Below are 14,552 nucleotides of genomic sequence, written 5' to 3' on the forward strand. Positions count from 1 at the left end.
GGACCGTGACACGGCGGTCCGGTTCCCGGCGTACGACGGAGGGCCCATGGCAGAGCACGAGGCACCGGTTCACGGCCGCTGCGACGCCCGCTTCGCGGCGGTGCGCACCGCGTTCGAGGAGAACTTCCGGGAGCGGGGGGAGCTGGGCGCCGCCGTGACCGTCACCGTCGACGGCGCGACGGTGGTGGACCTGTGGGGCGGCTGGGCCGACGGCGCCCGCAGCCGTCCCTGGGAGCGCGACACCCTGGTGAACCTGTGGTCGACCTCCAAGGGCCCGACCGCCCTGTGCGCCCACATCCTCGCCGACCGCGGACTGCTCGACCTCGACGCGCCGGTGGCCGCCTACTGGCCCGAGTTCGCCGCGTCGGGCAAGGAGAAGGTGCTCGTACGGCATCTGCTGTCGCACCGCGCCGGACTGTCCGGCCTGCGGGAGCCGCATTCGGTGGCCGAGCTGTACGACTGGGCGGCGACCACCGCGCGCCTGGCAGCCATGGAGCCCTGGTGGGAGCCGGGCACCCGGTCCGGCTACCACGCGGTCACCTACGGTTTCCTGGTCGGCGAGGTCGTGCGGCGGGTGTCGGGGCTGCTGCCCGGCGCGTTCCTCGAGCGCGAGGTGACCGGACCGCTCGGGATCGACTTCAGCGTCGGACTGCCCGAGCGGGAGGCGGGCCGGGCGGCCGAGCTGGTGCATCCGCGCGCCGCGGCCGGCAGCGAACAGGCCGCGGTCCTCTCCCAGTTGGCTCCGGCGGCGCTCGCCGCGCTGGCCAATCCCCCGGTGGGTGCGGCGGAGGCCAACACGGCCGCGTGGCGGGCCGCCGAGATTCCGGCGGCCAACGGGCACGGTACGGCGCGCGCGGTGGCCGCGCTGTACGGGATCTTCGCGGGGCGGGGCGTGTACGGGGGCCACCGGGTGCTGTCCCCGGAGGCCGCCGAGCGGGTGCGCGAGGGGCAGGGCGCCTGCCGCGACCTGGTGCTCGGTGCCGGTTTCGCGCACGAGACGGAGATCGGGCTCGGACTGTGGCTCAGCGGCCCGAACGGCTCCTACGGACCCAACCCGCGCGCTTTCGGACATGACGGCTTCGGCGGGTCCTGCGGTCTGGCGGATCCCGAAGCCGGGGTCTCGCTGGGCTACGCGATGAACCGCATGGGGCCGCACATCGCCGACGACCCCCGGAAGATGGCGCTGGTGGAGGCCCTGTACGGCGCCCTGTGAGTGGCCCGGGAGGGGCGGGCGGCACGGTGGCGCACCCGGACGGCGTACCGTGCGGGCGGCCGGTTCCGGCCGAACCGGCGGGCCGCACTTCCCTACTGGTTTAGACCAATGGTACTTCTGGTGGCGCACCGAGCCGGCACGGCTACCGTACGTCACCCACAGGAGAGCGCGGCATGGCCCGCACCACCCCGCACGACCACTCTCTCCCCCACGCGCCGTCACCCCTGTACCGGCAGGTCGCCGGACGGCTGCTCGACGAGCTGCGGTACGCCACGCCCGGCGGACGGCTGCCCGGCGAGCGGCGGCTGGCCGAGCGGTTCGGGGTCAGCCGGGAGACGGTGCGCCAGGCGCTGGAGGTGCTGCGCCGGGACGGCCTGGTCGTCACCGACCGGCGCGGCACCCATGTCACCCTGCCGGGGCCGCCCGCCGGGAGTCCGGCGGCCCTCGCCTTCCCGGTCGGCTCCCGGGCGGCCGAGCCGTGCACCGGCGACCGGGCCGGCGTCACCTGGGAGGTCCCGCCGCCGGAGCACGCCGCGGCGCTGGGGCTGGCGCCTGGCCGGCCGACCCTGGTGCACCGCTACGTGTCCGCGGCCCCGGACGGGAACGGCCGGCGGACGGCCGTGACCTCGTTCTCCGCCGTGGCGCTGGCCGAGGTCGAGGAGCCGGCCCGCTATCGCGGCCGCGCCGGCGGCCGCGCCTGCGCGCAGCTGCGCCGGGCCTACGACTGGATGCGCGGGGCGGGGCTGACCCTGCACCACCGCGACACGATCACCCGGCTCGCGGATACCCCGGCGGTCCGGGTCACCAGGCGGGTGCACGACCAGTACGCGCGCCCCCTGGAGATCACCGATCTGGTGGTGGACGCCCGGCAGGACGCGCTCGTCTACGAGTTCGTCCTGCCGGCGGCGGGCTGATCCGGACCGTGGCCCTCACGGCAGCCGGCGGGCCGTGACCAGCCGGGCACGGGGGCTTCCGTCGGGCCGCACCCCGAAGGCGGGCAAGGCGTGCAGGTCGGCCCGGAATCCGGCGCGTGCCAGCTCGCGGCCCACGTCGCCGAGCCGGAACGTCCGGTAGTACATGACGAACGGCGGCTTCCACAGCGCGTTGCGCACGCGCATCGCCGCGTCGAAGCCCAGCAGCGTCCAGTACGCCCGGGAGCCGGGGCGGGACGGGGCGCCCACGGGGAAGGCGAAACAGCCGCCCGGCCGCAGGACGGAGCGCACCTGGGTGAACAGGCCCGGCAGTTGGCGGGGCAGGAAGTGCCCGAACGCCCCGAAGCTCACCACGAGGTCGAAGACGGGCCCGAACGGCAGGGCACGGGCGTCCCCGCGCACCCAGGAGACCTCGGGGCCCTCGGGCAGCGGGCGCCCGCGTGCGGCGGCCAGCATGCCCGCGCTGAAGTCGACACCCGTGACGCGCTCCCGGCACACCCGGCCGAGGACGCCCATGCCGGCGCCCGTGCCGCAGCACAGGTCGAGCCCGGTGCCGAACGGCCCCATCGGCTCCAGCGCCGACGCCACGGCGTCCAGCACCCGGTCCGGCGTGCGGTACGGGGTGTGGTCGAACTTCGGGGCGAGCAGGTCGTAGCCGCGCTCGACCGACGACAGCGCCTGGACGGCGAGTTCGCGCAGGGTGGGGCCTTCGGGGCTGAACATCCGGTCAGCCTAGGGGCTGTCGCGCCGACCCCGCGGGAGCGCGCCGTTCCAGCACCGCGAGGACGCGCTCGCACCAGCGGACGTTCTCCTGCTCGAAGGTGATTCCGGCGGCCAGGGTGAGGTAGGGGCCCACGCGGTCCGCGTCACGCAGGTGCTCCTCCTCCGTGCGGCCGCCGAGGAGGCGCTCGCGGACGCGTTCGTAGCGGGCGAGCTTGCCCAGGGCCCAGGACCTGCGCTCCTCGACCAGCCCACGGACCTCCGCGGGGTCGACGCCGTCCATGGCCTGGATCTTGATCAGGAACTCGTCGCGGACGGCGGTGGGACGCCTGGTCGGCGCGGCGGCGAAGGCGTTCAGCCGCTCCCGGCCGGCCCGCGTCAGCGAGAACAGGCGCTTGGTGGGCCGCCGCTCCTGCGGCACCGTCCGGGACTCGATCAGCCCCTCGGCGGCTAGGCGGTCCAGCTCCCGGTAGAGCTGCTGGGGAGTCGCGGGCCAGAAGTTGGCGAGCGAGACGTCGAAGACCTTGGACAGCTCGTAACCCGATGCCTCGCCCTCCAGCAGGGCGGCCAGGACGGCGTACTTGAGAGACATGTCGACACGCTAGCAAGAACTGGCTACCCTACTCCGCACTTATTCAAATAGTTTAATAGGGAGGAACGATGCGGGCATTCCGCGCGGCCGTCGAGGCGCACGACATGGACGCCGTCGAGGCGCTGCTGGCCGAGGACGTGGTCTTCACCAGCCCGGTCGTGTTCAAGCCGTACCGCGGCAGGGCGATCACGGCGGCGATCCTGCGCGCGGTCGAGCGCGTCTTCGAGGACTTCCGGTACGAGCGGGTCATCGGCGAGGCGGACGGCCGCGACCACGCACTGGTGTTCAGCGCGCGGGTCGGCGACCGGGAGATCGGCGGCTGCGACTTCCTGCACCTCGACGAGGCCGGCCGCATCGACGAACTGACCGTGATGGTGCGGCCGCTGTCGGGCGCCCAGGCGCTGCAGGCCGCCATGGCCGCACAGTTCGAGCGGATCGCCGAGGAGGCCGGCGGCGCCTGACGGTCGCGCACCGTCCAGGGCCCCGCCGGGCGCCGCGCCCCGGCGGGGCTTCGGCCCGCGCGGCACGGAACACGCGCGGCACCGGCCGCGTTCCCCGGGTGCGACGGTCCGGCCGTCCCGCCCTCCCACCACTCATGGTGGTACAGTGCGACGAGCACTTGTGTACGCCCCTCCCTCTTCGGGTCTCTCCGGGCGCCGGTGCGATTCTCCCTTAGGTTCGCCGACCCGCCCGTCCTGATGCGACCGGCGCGTCCGCTTCCCGGCACCACCTCGTGAGCAGGGTTCCCCCTCGAGGTCCGAGGTGCCGTTCCCCGCCGTCACCAGGGCGTCGTCCGACCCCACGCACGGCTTTCCCCTCCTCCTCCGTATGCCTTGTGCCCGCGTCCGCGTCCGCGAAAGGACCGACCACCATGACCACCACACTCGAACACCCACCTGTGCAGCAGTCCCCGGCCGGCATCGCCTCCGGTGTCCTCGACATCGACGCGGGAGGCAAGGGGCGCCTGCGCACCGGAGACCTGCTGCCCGAGCCGTCCGACCTCGCGCTCTCCCCGGCGCTGATCCGCCGTCACGGCCTGCGCAGGGGCGACCTGGTCGAGGGCGTACGCGGCGACCGCCGCGCCCTGACCGACGTCGTCCGGGTCAACGGGCGCACGCCCGCGGGACAGGGCGGCCGACGGCACTTCCGGGACCTGACCCCGCTGCACCCGCACGAGCGGCTGCTCCTGGAACACCCCGCCTCCGGCCTGACCGGACGCCTCACCGACCTGATCGCCCCGGTCGGCAAGGGCCAGCGCGGCCTGATCGTCGCCCCGCCCAAGACCGGCAAGACCGTCCTGCTCCAGCAGATCGCCGCCGCCGTCGCCGGCAACCATCCCGAGGCCCACCTGATGGTGGTGCTGCTCGACGAACGGCCCGAGGAGGTCACCGACATGCGGCGCTCCGTCCGGGGCGAGGTGTACGCCTCGACCTTCGACCTGGGCGCAAGGCAGCACATCGCGCTCGCCGAGCTGGTGATCGAGCGGGCCAAGCGGCTGGTCGAGGCCGGCGAGGACGTCGTGATCCTCCTCGACTCCCTCACCCGGCTGTGCCGGGCGCACAACAACGCCGCCGCCTCGGGCGGCCGCACGCTCAGCGGCGGTGTCGACGCCGGGGCGCTGCTCGGGCCGAAGCGGTTCTTCGGGGCCGCCCGGAAGGCGGAGGAGGGCGGGTCGCTCACCGTGCTCGCCACCGCACTGGTGGAGACGGGCTCGCGCGCGGACGACTTCTACTTCGAGGAGCTCAAGAGCACCGGCAACATGGAGCTGCGGCTCAGCCGCGAGCTCGCCTCCCGGCGTGTCTTCCCGGCCGTGGACCTGGCCGGCTCCGGCACCCGCCGCGAGGAGCTCCTGCTCACCACCACAGAGTCGACGACCGTACGGGGGCTGCGGCGGGCCCTGCAGTCCCGGGACGGGCAGTCCGGCCCGGAGGCGCTGCTCGAACGGATGCGCCAGACACCGGACAACGCCACGTTCCTGCGGCTGGTCCGGCCGACGCTGCCGGCCGACTGACGGCCCGGCGGGCGGCGCCGGCCGGGACCGGCAGGGCCATCCGGGTGCTCGCGGGCGCGGCTCGGCCCGGGCAGCGTGGCGTCGCACGGGCATATTCCTACGTTTGCGGTATGACTATCGGCTTTTCATCACGGACGACTCGGTCCACCTGCGTGCTCTGCGTCGCGGGTCTGCTGACGCTGGCGCCCGCCGCCGCGGCCGCCCGTCCGGTGCGGCCGGACGCCGGTGCGTCCGGTGGGCCGAGGGCCGCGGCACCGCAGCCGTCCCTGCTCGACCGCCCCGGTACACAGGTCCGGCTCCACCCCGGCGCACCGGCGGTCCCCGATGTCTCCGCGCTGGCCTGGGTGGTGGCCGACGCCGGCAGCGGCGACGTGCTGGCCGCGCACGACGCGCACCGCAAGCTGCCGCCCGCCAGCACCCTGAAGACCCTGTTCGCGCTCACGGTGCTCCCGGTCCTGCCGGGCGGCTTCAGCCACCGGGTGAGTACCGAGGAGCTGTCGGACATTGGCCCCGGCAGCAGTCTGGTCGGCGTCGTGGAGGGCCGCACGTACCAGGTCTCCGACCTCTGGAACGGCGTGTTCCTCAACTCCGGCAACGACGCCGTCCACGTCCTCGCCTCGCTCGTCGGCGGCTGGAGCGCCACCGCCGCCCGGATGCAGGCCGAGGCCCGTGCCCTCGGGGCCCGCGACACGCACGTCCTTTCCCCCGACGGCTACGACGCGCCGGGGCAGGTCTCCTCGGCGTACGACCTGGCGGTCTTCGGGCGCGCGGGGCTGCGTGACCCGGACTTCGCGCGGTACTGCGCCAGGATCGACGCGATGTTCCCGGACGGCGACGGGGACTCGTACGGGATCATGAACACCAACCGGCTGCTCACGGGCGCGGACGGGGTGGAGGCCTACCCGGGGCTGATCGGCATCAAGAACGGCTACACCAGGAGCGCCGGCAACACGCTCGTCGCCGCAGCCCGGCGGAGCGGGCTCACCCTGGTGGTGACCGTGATGAACCCTCAGGAAGGCGGCGGCCTCGCCGTGTACGAGGAGACCCGCTCGCTGCTCGACTGGGGGTTCGGCGCCACCGCACGGGTCGACCCGGTCGGTTCGCTGGAACCCGGCGGCATCCGGCCGCGGCCGGGCCCCGAATCCGCGCCCACGACGACAAGCGCGGAACCGGCCCCGGGCGAGCCGGGCCGGCCGGAGACCGGCGTGCTGCTGGGCACGGCGGGGCTCGGCGCGGGCGCCCTGGCACTGGCCCTGTGGCTCAGGTTCGGCCGGCTGGAGCGGGACTGACCGGCCGGCCGTCGGGCCGGGTCAGAACACCGACAGTCCCGTCAGCGTCGTGAAGCGGTCCAGGGCCGCCACCCCGGCGACCGAGTTCCCCCGCTCGTCCAGACCGGGGCTCCACACGCACAGCGTGCAGCGTCCCGGTACGACCGCGATGATGCCGCCGCCGACCCCGCTCTTGCCCGGCAGGCCCACCCGGTAGGCGAAGTCGCCGGCCGCGTCGTACGTCCCGCAGGTCAGCATCACCGCGTTGACCTGCTTGGCCTGGCTGCGGCTCAGCAGCCGGGAGCCGTCGGCGCGGACCCCGTGCCGGGCGAGGAACCCGGTGGCGAGGGCTAGGTCGGCACAGGAGGCGGCGACGGAGCACTGGCGGAAGTACTGCTCCAGCAGCACCGGTACGGGGTTGTCGATGTTGCCGTAGGACGCCATGAAGTGGCCGAGGGCGGCGTTCCGGTCGCCGTGGGCCGTCTCGGACGCGGCGACCTCCTCGTCGAAGGTCAGCTCCGGGTTGCCGCTCTCGGCGCGCAGGAAGGCGAGGAGTTCGCCCGCCGCGTCGCCGGTACGGGTGTGCAGCCGGTCGGTGACGACCAGCGCACCCGCGTTGATGAACGGGTTGCGCGGGATGCCGTTCTCGTACTCCAGCTGCACCAGCGAGTTGAACGGGTTGCCGGAAGGTTCGCGGCCGACGTGCTCCCACAACGCGTCGCCCTCGCGGGACAGGTCGAGGGCGAGGGTGAAGACCTTGGTGATGGACTGCGCGGAGAACGGCTCCCGCCACTCCCCCACGCCGTACACCGTGCCGTCCGGCTCGGCGACGGCCATGCCGAAGCGGCGGGGGTCGCAGGCGGCGAGCGCCGGGATGTAGTCGGCGGGCCGGCCGCTGCCCGGGGTGCGCTCGATCTCCTCGGCGATGCGCTCCAGGACCGGCTGGAAGGTCGTCGGCGTGCTCATGGTCACCATCTTCCCTCCGGGTGCGACCCGGCGTCCGGGAGGTGGGGCCAGCCACACCGTCCCTTCGGGGGCAGACGTCATTCTGCGGGCGGCCGGCCCGTCACATACTGAGGCGCATGGCCAATCCAACGGTGCTCATCGAGACGTCAGACCCCCGCGAGAAAGAGGAGCGACGGGAGAAGGGAAGCGACTTCGCCGAACTGTCACGGCGCATAGCCGGAGCGGGGCTGCTGCGGCGGCGCCCGCTGTATTACACGGTGCGTTTCGGTACCGTCGCCCTCGCGCTCGCCGGCGTCGTCGCGGCCTTCGCCGTCCTGGGTGACAGCTGGAGCCAGCTGGCCGTCGCCGCGTTCTCCGCCGTCGTCTTCGGTCAGCTCGGACTCGCCGCCCACGACCTCGCCCACCGGCAGGTCTTCTCGCGCCGGCGTCCGAGCGAGGCGGGCGGCCTGTTGGTGGCCAACCTGTTGCTGGGCATGAGCTACGGCTGGTGGATGAACAAGCACACCCGTCACCACGCGCATCCCAATCACGAGGAGAGGGACCCGGACGTCTCCCCCGACATCCTGGTCTGGTCACGGCGTCAGGCGAGCAGGGCCACGGGGCTTCCGCGTTTCGTCGGAAGGCATCAGGCGGCCCTGTTCCTCCCGCTGCTGACACTCGAGGGCCTGAACCTGAGTTTCAGCAGTTTCAAGGCGCTGCGCAGCCCGTCGATGAAACGACCGGTGCTGGAGGGGACACTGCTCGTCGCCCATTTCGTCCTCTACTTCGGCGGCCTCTTCACGGTCCTCTCCCCCGGCCGGGCGCTCGCCTTCGTCGCCGTGCACCAGGGCCTGTTCGGGATCTACCTCGGTTCGGTCTTCGCGCCCAACCACAAGGGCATGCCGATGATCGAGGAGGGCACGCGGCTCGACTTCCTGCGCCGGCAGGTGCTCACCTCCCGCAACGTGCGGGGCGGCGCTTTCGTCGACGCCTTCATGGGCGGTCTCAACTACCAGATCGAGCACCACCTGTTCCCCAGCATGCCCACGCCCGCCCTCGCCGAGGCCCAGGTCCTCACCGAGCGGTACTGCGCCGAGCTGGGCGTCCCGTACCACCGGACCGGACTGCTCGCCTCGCACCGGGAGGCGCTGCGTCACATGCGCAGCGTCGGCGAGCCGCTGCGCGACGCCCGCTGAGGCACCTGGCCGTCGGGGGCCCGGCGCGCGGCGGTCAGCTGTGCAGCACGCCCGTGCCGAGCAGCCCGAACAGCAGGACGCCGACCACGATCCGGTAGACGACGAAGGCGTCGAAGGAGTGCTTGGCGACGAATTTCAGCAGCCAGGCGATGGAGGCGTAGGCCACGCCGAAGGACACGAGCGTGCCGACGGCCAGCGGGGCCGCGCCCGCTCCGGTGCCGAGGGCGTCCTTCAGCTCGTACAGACCGGCGCCCGTCAGGGCGGGGATGCCGAGGAAGAAGGAGAGCCGGGTGGCGGCCACCCGGTCGAGGTCGAGCATCAGCGCGGTGGACATGGTGGCGCCGGAGCGGGAGAAGCCGGGGAAGAGCAGGGCGAGGATCTGGGATCCGCCGACCAGCATGGCGTCCTTGAACGAGGTGTCGTCCTCGCCCCGCTTGTGCCGGCCGGTCCGGTCCGCCACCCACATGACGCCGCTGCCGGCGATCAGCGAGCCCGCGACCACCCACAGCGAGGCGAGCGGGCCTTCGATCAGGGGCTTGGCCGCCAGGCCGACGACGACGATCGGAACGGTCGCGAGGATGACCCACCAGGCGAACTGGTAGTCGTGGTGGTAGCGCTCCTCGCGGTCGCGCAGGCCGCGCAGCCAGGCGGAGACGATCCGCACGATGTCCTTGGAGAAGTAGACGAGCACGGCGGCGATGGCACCGACCTGGATGACGGCCGAGAAACCCACGACGGCGTCGTCGTCGACGGGAATGCCCATCAGTCCCTCGACGATCTTGAGGTGACCGGTGGAGGAGACGGGCAGGAACTCGGTCACCCCCTCGACGGCTCCGAGGACGACGGCCTGACCGATGCTGATGACGCTCATGGGATCCAGTTCTGCTCGGGGCGGGCGCGGGGCGACAGTCGCGGACGGGCCAGTCCTACTACACGCAGGTCAACGCCACGTCTTACGCCCAGAGCGCGTCGGCCAGCGTCACCCCCGCGAAGGCCGCGCCGAGGCCGGCCGCCACACTCGCCGCCACGTTGACGGCGGCGTGCAGGCGCGCTCCCGTCCCGGTCAGCCGCAGCGTCTCGTAGGAGAAGGTCGAGTACGTCGTCAGGGCGCCGCACAGGCCGGTGCCGATCAGCAGCTGGGGGCGGGAACCGGCGGCCCCGGCCAGCACCGCGCCGGTCAGCACGCCGAGGACGAGGGATCCGGCGACGTTCACCGTGAAGGTGCCCCAGGGGAAGACCGAGTCGTGCCGGGACTGCACCGCGCGGTCGGTGAGGTAGCGGAGCGGAGCGCCGACCATGGCACCCGCGACGACCAGCAGCCAGTTCACAACGACTTCTTACCCTTCGTGTCCGTCCCGTCCGGCCCCTCGGGCGCCTGTCCGCGGCCGGTGTACCGGACGACCTCGCAGTCGTCGAGGATCACCAGGCCCTCGGTGACGAGCTCGTCGAGCTGCGGCAGGAACGCGCGTACGCGCTCCTCGGTGTCCACGACGACGACGGCCACCGGCAGGTCCTCGCTCAGGGACAGCAGCCGGGTGGTGTGGATCAGCGACGAGGCGCCAAAGCCCTCGACGCCCCGGAACACGCTCGCGCCGGCGAGGCCCGCCCGGTGGGCCCGGTGGACGATCTCCGTGTACAGGGGCCGGTGGTGCCAGGTGTCGTTCTCGCCGACGAGGACGGTCATGCGCAGGGCGTTGCCGGTGAGCCGGGTCATGGCTGCCTCCGCTCCAGGACGCGGCGGGCCGCCCATGCGGCGAGGCCCACCGCCGTGAGGGCCGCGACCGGGGTCGCGGCGAGGTAGGCCAGGCCCGTGCCGGCGTGGCCGGTGGCGAACAACTGCCTGCTGTCGACGGCGTAGGTGGAGAAGGTGGTGAAGCCGCCGAGCACGCCGGTGCCGAAGAACGGCCGGACGAGGCGGTGGGCGGCCCACACGTCGGTGATGACGACCATGAACACGCCGATCACGGCGCAGCCGGTGACGTTGACCCAGAAGGTCGCCCAGGGAAAGCCGCCGGGGTGCGCGGGCCATCCCAGCGAGACCGCGTAGCGGGCGACGGCGCCGATGCCGCCGCCGAGCGCCACGACCGCGACGACCGGTGCCTGTGCCCGTACACGCCGGCGTCGTGGTGGCGGGGCGGGGCGCGTCCGGCCGAGGCGGTCCGTCTCCGGGGCTGTCATGGTCGTACGTCTCCTACTCGCCGGGCATGGGGGTGCCCCCGTTCGCAAGTAGGGACCGTTGGCGGCCGCTGTGCCGCGGTTCGGGTACGGCGGGCCCCACCGCCGCGCCGCGCGCACCGGCGCGGCTGCCGGCCAGCCTAACGCCGGGGACCCGCCCGGGGCACCTCGGGGGCGGGGCCGGCGCCCGCGGCCACCGGCCCGGCCGGCGATGGCACGGGCGGCGTTCCTGGAGTGGACGGCCGCCCGTCGGGTAACCGGACGACGAAACAGTCCGAAAGCGGCGAAAGTGGCGAGTGCGGCAAGGAGGCCTCGCGCGGCCACCCCGCCGAGCCCGGCAGGAGGCAGCCGACATGAGCACCGACGAGCACGTCCCGCTGTGCTACGGCGAGGCTTGGGGGCAGGGCGCGGCCCGCGCCGCCGACGCCCGACGGGCCCTGCGCGTCTTCCTCGACCACGCCCCGGACGCGGGCCGCGCGGCCGTGCCGGCCGACGTGGCGATGGACGCCGAACTCGCCACCAGCGAACTGGTCACCAACGCGCTCCGGCATGCCGCGGGGCCCTGCGGAATGAACCTGCGCCTGTCCGGCGACCTGCTGACGATCACCGTGTGGGACGGCTCCACCGGCGCGCCGGCGGCCCGGAAGGCCGACCCGCGCCGCATCGGCGGGCACGGACTGCATCTGGTGCACACCGTCAGCGCCGGGGTCGCCGTGGCCTTCCGCGCCACGGGCAAGCTGATCACCGCTTACCTTTCCCTGGCGCCGCGCCACGCCGGCGGGACCGCCTCCCCGGCCGCCCCCTCGCACTGAGCGCCCGCCACCACACCGCTACCGGGTACCGCCGGCACCGGCCAGGCGGGGTGACAGGCTGCCGGGCCGCGCGCGGTCGGTCTCGTCCTGGACGAGCAGGGAGAGCAGCGCGGCGACCGACAGTCCCGCCTCCGCCGGGTGCCGCAGCACCTTGTCCGGCTCGATGCGGTAGGTGTTCGTACGTCCGTCGCGCGTGTGCGAGAGGTATCCATCCTGCTCGAGGTCGGAGATGATCCGCTGGACGGCGCGCTCGGTGAGCCGGCAGTGGGCGGCGATGTCGCGGATCCGGACGTTCGGATTGTCGGCGATGGCCGCCAGTACACGCGCGTGGTTGGTGACGAACGTCCATCCGGTGTGAGATCCAGGCACTTCAACCATGCACAGCATTCTACGGACCGCACTTGCCTGACACTGGTTACCTGACATATTTTTCGTGCAACGGATGACAGGATCCGGTGGAGCGGCACAGGAGGGACCCGAGGGTGTCTTTGGACGAAGCGGTCACGAGGTGCTCCGGCCGAGCCCGCGGGAGCCGGGCGCAGGCTCCGGACCAGACCGTGGTGGTGCAGTACGAGCGGTGCGGCGCCCGGGTCGTCGGCGCACGGGGCTCCTACGACATGTACTCGGTGCCGCCCCTGGCGGACGCGCTGGACGCCGCGGCCAGGGAGCGTCCGAAGGTGGTTCTGGACGCCTCCGGCATCACCTTCGCGGACTCGGCGCTGGTGAACCTGCTGGTCCTCACCCACCATGCGGCGGACCTGCGCATCGCCGCGCCGACGCAGCAGGTGCGGCGGCTCCTGGAGCTCACCGCGCTCGACACGGTGCTGAAGGTGCGGGCGACGGTGGAAGAGGCCGCCGCTTGCTAGGGCGACGGGCGGCGGGTGGACGGGCGGCCGAAAAAGCAGTGCGCGCCGGGGCGTGGACGCCGCGTCGCGGGGCATTCGAGTCTCTGCTTGACGCTGCCCGGTGATGAACCGCGGTCGTCAGACGCCATGGAGACAGTCACTTCCCCGCGGGCGGCGGTCCGCCGCGCGGGAAGCGATTCCGAGGGGAGAGGTAACATCATGATCCTTCCGGCGGAGAAGGAACTGCGTGCGGTGCTGGCCCGGTTCGCTCAGGCGCGCATCGAGCACGATGTCCGCCCCACCGGCTACACCAGCCGGGCGCTCGAGGACGCCACGTACACGTTGTGCGTGATGACCGGCTCCCGCACCGCCGATGAGGCCCTGCTCGCGGCGGACACCCTGCTCGCGCGGTACGGCGGCCGTACGGGCGTCTCCCGCGAGGACGAGACGCTGGCCGCCTAGGCCCGCATCCCGCGGGAAGCGGGAGCGTCCCGGCAGCGCGCGGCGTCGTCAGGCGACGAGACCCCACACGAGTGCGGCCAGGACGGTGAGCGCGGCGACGGGCAGTCTCACGTCACGCACCCGCGCCAGCCGCTCCTCGATGCCGCGCCCCCCGGCGGAGCCGGCCGGTCGCGGGCTCTGCGAGAGGTGCAGGGCGGCGCGCACCACTCGCACGGCGGTGCGGTCTCGTCCGGCCAGTGGGCTCCCGCCGCTCGGGCGTGGGCCACCTCGACCGGGTCGGTTTCCTTGAGGGGCATGCCCGGACAACGGGCGGCACGGGCGCCGGTACCGCTGTGGCGTCCTGCTGTGATGGTTTCGCGTCCGGACCGTGACCCCGGCCGGTCCGGCCGTGGGCGGAACAGAGCGTTCCTCGCATCCACAGTAGTTGCACGATCAACGACCGCCGGGTCCGGTGCTACGGTGCAGGTATGGCAGCCAAGACGGCCGGGGCGCGGCTCGAGGAGCGCTGGCGGGAGATCCTCTCGGTACACGCCCGCACGATGTGCGAGATAGACCGCGTGCTGCATCCGCACGGCCTGGGCGCGAGCGACTTCGAGGTGCTCGACATCCTGGTGGCCGAGGCGCCGGAGGAAGGCACCCAGTGCCGGGTGCAGAACCTGGTCGGCCGGGTCCATCTCAGTCAGAGCGCGTTGTCCCGCCTCATCGCCCGGCTGGAGAAGGACGGGCTGGTGGAGCGCTCCATGTGCGCTGAGGACCGGCGGGGTGTGTATGTCGCACTGACCCGCAAGGGACGCGACCTGCACTCCGAGGTGCTGCCGCTGCAGCGGTCCGTGCTGGCCCGGATGCTGGGCGACCTCTAGCCGGTAGCAGCCGGAAACGGGCCGGCCCGGTCTCCCGCGGTGGCCGTGGGCGGGCCGGCTCCCGCTTCCCTAGTGACGGGCCAGCAGTGTGCGCACGCCGTCCGACGTGAGGGTCAGTCGGTGCTCCGAGCCGGCGTCGATGGAGAGCGACAGGTCGTCGGCCGGCCACTGCGCGGCGAGCGCGCCGAGCGGCACCATGCGGTAGCGCGAGACGTACGGCAGCAGGTCGGCCATCTCCAGTTCCGAGGTGAACACGGGCACCACCTGGCGCCCGCCCTGCTGCTCCAGTACCGGCAGGGCCAGCATCCCGGGGTCGGCGTCCGGCTCGTTCGCGTCGTCCGGTACCGGGACCAGTACGTCGCTGCCTGCGAGGGTGTCGAGCGCCGCCGTGTCCTCGGTGTTCTCGGCGAGCGCGTCCAGAGCCCGCTGGGCGGGCGTGACGGGGTGGTCGTTCGCGGGTGTTTCCATGGCACATTCCCTGGTAGCGGCGGTGGGGTGGAGGCCCGCGCGGTGATCGGCAC

20 protein-coding genes are annotated in these 14,552 nt (G+C 73.2%); 10 read left to right on the forward strand and 10 right to left on the reverse strand.

Annotated features, from left to right (window positions below; all coding sequences use genetic code 11):
* Window positions 1-46 precede the first annotated feature (46 nt).
* Window positions 47-1,213, forward strand: a complete 1,167-nt coding sequence (locus AC0VYN_RS20595; protein ID WP_475532139.1) for a serine hydrolase domain-containing protein — start codon at window positions 47-49, stop codon at window positions 1,211-1,213.
* Between the two features lie 173 nt (window positions 1,214-1,386).
* On the forward strand, window positions 1,387-2,127 hold the full coding sequence (locus AC0VYN_RS20600) for a GntR family transcriptional regulator (RefSeq protein WP_475532140.1): 741 nt from the start codon (window positions 1,387-1,389) through the stop codon (window positions 2,125-2,127).
* 15 nt (window positions 2,128-2,142) lie between these two features.
* Here AC0VYN_RS20600 and AC0VYN_RS20605 read toward each other — a convergent pair whose 3' ends face one another.
* Both AC0VYN_RS20605 and AC0VYN_RS20610 read right to left on the reverse strand, forming a co-directional pair.
* The gene (locus AC0VYN_RS20605) at window positions 2,143-2,868 is read right to left on the reverse strand and encodes a class I SAM-dependent methyltransferase (RefSeq protein ID WP_475532141.1); all 726 of its coding nucleotides are present in this window, start codon (window positions 2,866-2,868) and stop codon (window positions 2,143-2,145) included.
* Between the two features lie 4 nt (window positions 2,869-2,872).
* Window positions 2,873-3,457 (reverse strand): PadR family transcriptional regulator, encoded by a 585-nt coding sequence (locus AC0VYN_RS20610; RefSeq protein ID WP_475532142.1) that lies wholly within the window; start codon window positions 3,455-3,457, stop codon window positions 2,873-2,875.
* Between the two features lie 68 nt (window positions 3,458-3,525).
* Here AC0VYN_RS20610 and AC0VYN_RS20615 point away from each other — a divergent pair, with 68 nt between their 5' ends.
* The 3 genes from AC0VYN_RS20615 (at window position 3,526) to AC0VYN_RS20625 (ending at window position 6,757) form a co-directional block, all read left to right on the forward strand.
* Entirely contained in the window at window positions 3,526-3,918 is a 393-nt protein-coding gene (locus tag AC0VYN_RS20615; RefSeq protein WP_475532143.1) for a nuclear transport factor 2 family protein, read from the forward strand.
* Window positions 3,919-4,328: 410 nt separating this feature from the next.
* Window positions 4,329-5,468, forward strand: a complete 1,140-nt coding sequence (gene rho, locus AC0VYN_RS20620; protein ID WP_475532144.1) for a transcription termination factor Rho — start codon at window positions 4,329-4,331, stop codon at window positions 5,466-5,468.
* 110 nt (window positions 5,469-5,578) lie between these two features.
* Entirely contained in the window at window positions 5,579-6,757 is a 1,179-nt protein-coding gene (locus AC0VYN_RS20625) for a D-alanyl-D-alanine carboxypeptidase family protein (RefSeq protein ID WP_475532145.1), read from the forward strand.
* A 21-nt stretch (window positions 6,758-6,778) separates the two neighbouring features.
* On the opposite strand, the gene AC0VYN_RS20630 is transcribed toward AC0VYN_RS20625, so the two are convergent.
* The gene (locus AC0VYN_RS20630; protein ID WP_451628479.1) at window positions 6,779-7,702 is read right to left on the reverse strand and encodes a glutaminase; all 924 of its coding nucleotides are present in this window, start codon (window positions 7,700-7,702) and stop codon (window positions 6,779-6,781) included.
* Between the two features lie 116 nt (window positions 7,703-7,818).
* On the opposite strand from AC0VYN_RS20630, the gene AC0VYN_RS20635 reads away from it, so the two are divergent.
* On the forward strand, window positions 7,819-8,877 hold the full coding sequence (locus AC0VYN_RS20635) for a fatty acid desaturase family protein (protein WP_475532146.1): 1,059 nt from the start codon (window positions 7,819-7,821) through the stop codon (window positions 8,875-8,877).
* Window positions 8,878-8,911: 34 nt separating this feature from the next.
* Here AC0VYN_RS20635 and AC0VYN_RS20640 read toward each other — a convergent pair whose 3' ends face one another.
* The 4 genes from AC0VYN_RS20640 to crcB (AC0VYN_RS20655) form a co-directional block, all read right to left on the reverse strand.
* Window positions 8,912-9,748: an undecaprenyl-diphosphate phosphatase gene (locus AC0VYN_RS20640; RefSeq protein WP_475532147.1), complete on the reverse strand. Its 837-nt coding sequence runs from the start codon at window positions 9,746-9,748 to the stop codon at window positions 8,912-8,914.
* An 82-nt stretch (window positions 9,749-9,830) separates the two neighbouring features.
* Window positions 9,831-10,205, reverse strand: coding sequence for a fluoride efflux transporter CrcB (gene crcB, locus AC0VYN_RS20645; protein ID WP_475532148.1), 375 nt, complete (start codon window positions 10,203-10,205; stop codon window positions 9,831-9,833).
* Complete coding sequence (locus AC0VYN_RS20650) at window positions 10,202-10,591, reverse strand: DUF190 domain-containing protein (protein ID WP_451689909.1); 390 nt, start codon at window positions 10,589-10,591, stop codon at window positions 10,202-10,204. Before AC0VYN_RS20650 ends, crcB (AC0VYN_RS20645) begins: the two co-directional genes overlap by 4 nt.
* Window positions 10,588-11,055, reverse strand: coding sequence for a fluoride efflux transporter CrcB (crcB, locus tag AC0VYN_RS20655; protein WP_475532149.1), 468 nt, complete (start codon window positions 11,053-11,055; stop codon window positions 10,588-10,590). Before crcB (AC0VYN_RS20655) ends, AC0VYN_RS20650 begins: the two co-directional genes overlap by 4 nt.
* A gap of 350 nt (window positions 11,056-11,405) precedes the next feature.
* Here crcB (AC0VYN_RS20655) and AC0VYN_RS20660 point away from each other — a divergent pair, with 350 nt between their 5' ends.
* Complete coding sequence (locus AC0VYN_RS20660; RefSeq protein WP_475532150.1) at window positions 11,406-11,864, forward strand: ATP-binding protein; 459 nt, start codon at window positions 11,406-11,408, stop codon at window positions 11,862-11,864.
* 18 nt (window positions 11,865-11,882) lie between these two features.
* Here the strand turns inward: AC0VYN_RS20660 and AC0VYN_RS20665 are convergent, their stop codons facing one another.
* Window positions 11,883-12,242 (reverse strand): helix-turn-helix transcriptional regulator, encoded by a 360-nt coding sequence (locus AC0VYN_RS20665; protein WP_475532151.1) that lies wholly within the window; start codon window positions 12,240-12,242, stop codon window positions 11,883-11,885.
* Between the two features lie 179 nt (window positions 12,243-12,421).
* Here AC0VYN_RS20665 and AC0VYN_RS20670 point away from each other — a divergent pair, with 179 nt between their 5' ends.
* Complete coding sequence (locus AC0VYN_RS20670) at window positions 12,422-12,730, forward strand: STAS domain-containing protein (RefSeq protein WP_475532152.1); 309 nt, start codon at window positions 12,422-12,424, stop codon at window positions 12,728-12,730.
* Between the two features lie 198 nt (window positions 12,731-12,928).
* Window positions 12,929-13,171 carry a DUF5133 domain-containing protein gene (locus AC0VYN_RS20675; RefSeq protein ID WP_385473364.1) on the forward strand — a complete coding sequence of 81 codons (243 nt, stop codon included), beginning with the start codon at window positions 12,929-12,931 and terminating at the stop codon, window positions 13,169-13,171.
* Between the two features lie 48 nt (window positions 13,172-13,219).
* Here the strand turns inward: AC0VYN_RS20675 and AC0VYN_RS20680 are convergent, their stop codons facing one another.
* Entirely contained in the window at window positions 13,220-13,384 is a 165-nt protein-coding gene (locus AC0VYN_RS20680; protein ID WP_475532153.1) for a hypothetical protein, read from the reverse strand.
* A gap of 254 nt (window positions 13,385-13,638) precedes the next feature.
* Here AC0VYN_RS20680 and AC0VYN_RS20685 point away from each other — a divergent pair, with 254 nt between their 5' ends.
* The gene (locus AC0VYN_RS20685; RefSeq protein ID WP_385473358.1) at window positions 13,639-14,031 is read left to right on the forward strand and encodes a MarR family winged helix-turn-helix transcriptional regulator; all 393 of its coding nucleotides are present in this window, start codon (window positions 13,639-13,641) and stop codon (window positions 14,029-14,031) included.
* Between the two features lie 69 nt (window positions 14,032-14,100).
* Here AC0VYN_RS20685 and AC0VYN_RS20690 read toward each other — a convergent pair whose 3' ends face one another.
* Window positions 14,101-14,499, reverse strand: a complete 399-nt coding sequence (locus tag AC0VYN_RS20690; protein WP_385473355.1) for an SseB family protein — start codon at window positions 14,497-14,499, stop codon at window positions 14,101-14,103.
* Window positions 14,500-14,552: the final 53 nt, after the last annotated feature.

It is taken from the genome of Streptomyces sp. 63XJN7_1_ISO-PGPR-S23-121, assembly GCF_056173025.1.

Coding starts and splice junctions, on each gene's coding strand:
- AC0VYN_RS20595 (WP_475532139.1), top strand. CDS start 47: ATGGCAGAGCACGAGGCACCGGTTCACGGCCGCTGCGACGCCCGCTTC.
- AC0VYN_RS20690 (WP_385473355.1), bottom strand. CDS start 14,499: ATGGAAACACCCGCGAACGACCACCCCGTCACGCCCGCCCAGCGGGCT.
- AC0VYN_RS20625 (WP_475532145.1), top strand. CDS start 5,579: ATGACTATCGGCTTTTCATCACGGACGACTCGGTCCACCTGCGTGCTC.
- AC0VYN_RS20685 (WP_385473358.1), top strand. CDS start 13,639: ATGGCAGCCAAGACGGCCGGGGCGCGGCTCGAGGAGCGCTGGCGGGAG.
- crcB (WP_475532149.1), bottom strand. CDS start 11,055: ATGACAGCCCCGGAGACGGACCGCCTCGGCCGGACGCGCCCCGCCCCG.
- AC0VYN_RS20605 (WP_475532141.1), bottom strand. CDS start 2,868: ATGTTCAGCCCCGAAGGCCCCACCCTGCGCGAACTCGCCGTCCAGGCG.
- AC0VYN_RS20600 (WP_475532140.1), top strand. CDS start 1,387: ATGGCCCGCACCACCCCGCACGACCACTCTCTCCCCCACGCGCCGTCA.
- AC0VYN_RS20665 (WP_475532151.1), bottom strand. CDS start 12,242: ATGGTTGAAGTGCCTGGATCTCACACCGGATGGACGTTCGTCACCAAC.
- AC0VYN_RS20615 (WP_475532143.1), top strand. CDS start 3,526: ATGCGGGCATTCCGCGCGGCCGTCGAGGCGCACGACATGGACGCCGTC.
- AC0VYN_RS20660 (WP_475532150.1), top strand. CDS start 11,406: ATGAGCACCGACGAGCACGTCCCGCTGTGCTACGGCGAGGCTTGGGGG.
- AC0VYN_RS20640 (WP_475532147.1), bottom strand. CDS start 9,748: ATGAGCGTCATCAGCATCGGTCAGGCCGTCGTCCTCGGAGCCGTCGAG.
- rho (WP_475532144.1), top strand. CDS start 4,329: ATGACCACCACACTCGAACACCCACCTGTGCAGCAGTCCCCGGCCGGC.
- AC0VYN_RS20675 (WP_385473364.1), top strand. CDS start 12,929: ATGATCCTTCCGGCGGAGAAGGAACTGCGTGCGGTGCTGGCCCGGTTC.
- AC0VYN_RS20650 (WP_451689909.1), bottom strand. CDS start 10,591: ATGACCCGGCTCACCGGCAACGCCCTGCGCATGACCGTCCTCGTCGGC.
- AC0VYN_RS20610 (WP_475532142.1), bottom strand. CDS start 3,457: ATGTCTCTCAAGTACGCCGTCCTGGCCGCCCTGCTGGAGGGCGAGGCA.
- AC0VYN_RS20635 (WP_475532146.1), top strand. CDS start 7,819: ATGGCCAATCCAACGGTGCTCATCGAGACGTCAGACCCCCGCGAGAAA.
- AC0VYN_RS20630 (WP_451628479.1), bottom strand. CDS start 7,702: ATGAGCACGCCGACGACCTTCCAGCCGGTCCTGGAGCGCATCGCCGAG.